This window comes from Rhodovulum sp. (assembly GCF_011048875.1).
In the GTDB taxonomy this organism is placed as follows: domain Bacteria; phylum Pseudomonadota; class Alphaproteobacteria; order Rhodobacterales; family Rhodobacteraceae; genus Rhodovulum; species Rhodovulum tesquicola.
The window spans coordinates 1-2,393 of record NZ_DSDD01000023.1 but is presented as its reverse complement, the minus strand read 5'-3'; the positions used below and the strand labels follow the sequence as shown (position 1 = coordinate 2,393).

At 66.4% G+C, this 2,393-nt stretch carries 3 protein-coding genes and 1 pseudogene; 1 reads left to right on the top strand and 3 read right to left on the bottom strand.

Annotation, left to right across the window (positions count from 1 at the left end; all coding sequences use genetic code 11):
• The coding region (locus ENN83_RS00890; RefSeq protein WP_287182984.1) for an efflux RND transporter permease subunit at nucleotides 1-716 on the top strand (716 nt) is incomplete at its 5' end.
• An 18-nt stretch (nucleotides 717-734) separates the two neighbouring features.
• Here the strand turns inward: ENN83_RS00890 and urtE are convergent.
• The 3 genes and pseudogenes from urtE to ENN83_RS00875 all read right to left on the bottom strand — a co-directional run.
• Complete coding sequence (gene urtE, locus ENN83_RS00885) at nucleotides 735-1,430, bottom strand: urea ABC transporter ATP-binding subunit UrtE (protein WP_287182981.1); 696 nt, start codon at nucleotides 1,428-1,430, stop codon at nucleotides 735-737.
• Nucleotides 1,431-1,433: 3 nt separating this feature from the next.
• On the bottom strand, nucleotides 1,434-2,174 hold the full coding sequence (urtD, locus tag ENN83_RS00880) for an urea ABC transporter ATP-binding protein UrtD (RefSeq protein ID WP_287182978.1): 741 nt from the start codon (nucleotides 2,172-2,174) through the stop codon (nucleotides 1,434-1,436).
• Nucleotides 2,171-2,393, bottom strand: a pseudogene (locus tag ENN83_RS00875) (urea ABC transporter permease subunit UrtC); the annotation flags it as partial. The pseudogene ENN83_RS00875 and the gene urtD, both read right to left, overlap by 4 nt.

The window sequence follows — 2,393 nt, the reverse complement described above, 5'->3', positions numbered from 1 at the left end:
TGCGGCTGTCGGAGGAACGCGCCTCGCACCCGATCTTCCGCCATAATGGCCGCTATGCCGAAATGGTCACCGCAGAGCTTGCGGGCGAATTCGAGGCGCCGCTTTACGGCATGCTCGCGGTGCGGCAACGGCTGGACGAAATCGACTGGGGCGATCTGCCGAAACCCGCGATCAGCCTTTACGGCCAGCCCCTGTCCGAGGACGACACTGTCCTGCTGTGGGATGGCGAATGGGAAGTGACCTATGTCACCTTCCGTGACATGGGCGCGGCTTTCGGCGTGGCGCTGGTGGGGATCTACATCCTTGTCGTGGCGCAGTTCGGCTCGTTCAAGCTGCCGCTGGTGGTGCTGACGCCGGTGCCCCTGACCTTTCTCGGGATCATGCTCGGGCACTGGCTGTTCTCGGCGCCCTTCACCGCGACCTCGATGATCGGCTTCATCGCGCTTGCGGGCATCATCGTGCGCAACTCGATCCTGCTGGTCGATTTCATCCGCCATTCCGGCGGCCCGGTCACGGTCGAGACGCTGGTCGAGGCGGGCGCCACGCGGTTCAAGCCGATCCTTCTGACGGCGCTGGCCGCGATGATCGGCGCGACGGTGATCCTGGCCGATCCGATCTTCCAGGGGCTGGCGCTGTCGCTTCTGTTCGGTCTGGCCTCCTCCACCGCGCTGACGGTGCTGGTGATCCCGGCGATCTACCGCATCTTCCGCACCTGATCCCGCTGGCGGCGGGCCTCAGACCGAGACCGCCGCCACCAGCCGCTCCTTGGGCAATTCCGCCTTGCTGCCCGCGACGGTCACGGCGCCGCGTTCCATCACACAGAAGCGGTCGGCCAGCCCATAGGCGAACTCGAAATACCGTTCGACAAGGATGATCGCCATGCGGCCCTGATCGCGCAGATATTCGATCACCCGGCCGATCTGCTGGATGATGTTGGGCTGGATGCCCTCGGTCGGCTCGTCCAGCAACCGCAGCTTCGGCTTGGTGATCATCGCCCGCGCGATGGCAAGCTGTTGGCGTTGCCCGCCCGACAGATCGCCGCCGCGCCGGCCGCCCATGTCCTTGAGCACCGGGAACAGTTCGTAAATCTCGGCCGGCACGAATCGTTCGGCCCGCGGCAGGCAGGCAAAGCCGGTTTCCAGGTTCTCGCGCACCGTCAGCAGGAGAAAGATCATCCGCCCCTGCGGAACATGGCCCACGCCCAGATGCGCCATGGCCTGTGCCGTCACCCGGCCCACCGGCTCGCCGTCCAGTTCCATCGTCCCGGCCGAGCGCAGATGCGTCCCCGAGATCGCCTTGAGCAGGCTGGTCTTGCCCACGCCATTGGTCCCCATCACGCAGGTCACCTCGCCCGCCCGCGCTTCCAGGTCGATCCCGTACAGGATCGGCGAGCCACCGTAATGCAGCGTCAGCCCTTGGGTCTTCAGCATGTCTCAGCGCCCGAGATAGACATCAATCACCTGCTGGTTCTTCGTCACGAAATCGAGGCTCCCCTCGGCCAGGGCCGAGCCCTCGTGCAGCACCGTCACCCGGCAATCCAGCCGCCGGACGAATTCCATGTCATGTTCCACCACGATCACCGCGCGCGTCCTGGCCGCCAGTTTCAACAGGTCGGTGGTATGCTCGTGCTCGGCCAGCGTCATGCCCGCGGCGGGTTCGTCGACCAGCAACAGCCGCGGCTCCTGCGCCAGCAGCATGCCGATTTCCAGCCATTGCTTCTGGCCGTGGCTCAATTCGCCCGCTTCGCGCCCGATCTGGTCGGCCAGCCCGATCTCCTCGGCCAGTTCGCCCACCCGCGCCCGGTCTTCCGCCGTCTCGCGGTATAACAGCACCTTCCACGGCGCGCGGTCCTTCTTCAGCGCCATCAGCAGGTTGGCGAAGACCGACTGATCCTCGAACACGGCGGCGCGCTGGAACTTGCGCCCGATGCCCGCCTGCGCGATCTGGCTTTCGTTCATCTTCAGCAGCGACCGGCTCATCTCGCCCCACAGCACATCGCCCTCGTCTGGCCGGGTCTTGCCGGTGACGATATCCATGAAGGTCGTCCTGCCCGCCCCGTTCGGCCCGATGATCGCGCGCGGTTCGGCCGGGCCGATCTCGAAGGACAGGGTGTTGATCGCCTTGAACCCGTCGAAACTGACCGAGACGCCCGAGACTTCCAGAAGCGTGCTCATCGCTCGGCCTCCTTCTCGCGCAGGTCGCCGGGATCGGGGCCCGGATCCGCGCCATGGCGGTCGGGCGCATGGCGTCCCGCGACCAGATCGAACAGCCCGCCGATCCCCTTGGGCGCGAACAGCGTGACCAGCACGAAACTCAGCCCCAGCAGCACCTGCCACCAGTCCACCCAGCTGACCGTGTAGAAGCCCGGCGGCAGATCGGGCACCCGCCCGCCG

Coding starts and splice junctions, on each gene's coding strand:
- urtE (WP_287182981.1), bottom strand. CDS start 1,430: ATGCTGAAGACCCAAGGGCTGACGCTGCATTACGGTGGCTCGCCGATC.
- urtD (WP_287182978.1), bottom strand. CDS start 2,174: ATGAGCACGCTTCTGGAAGTCTCGGGCGTCTCGGTCAGTTTCGACGGG.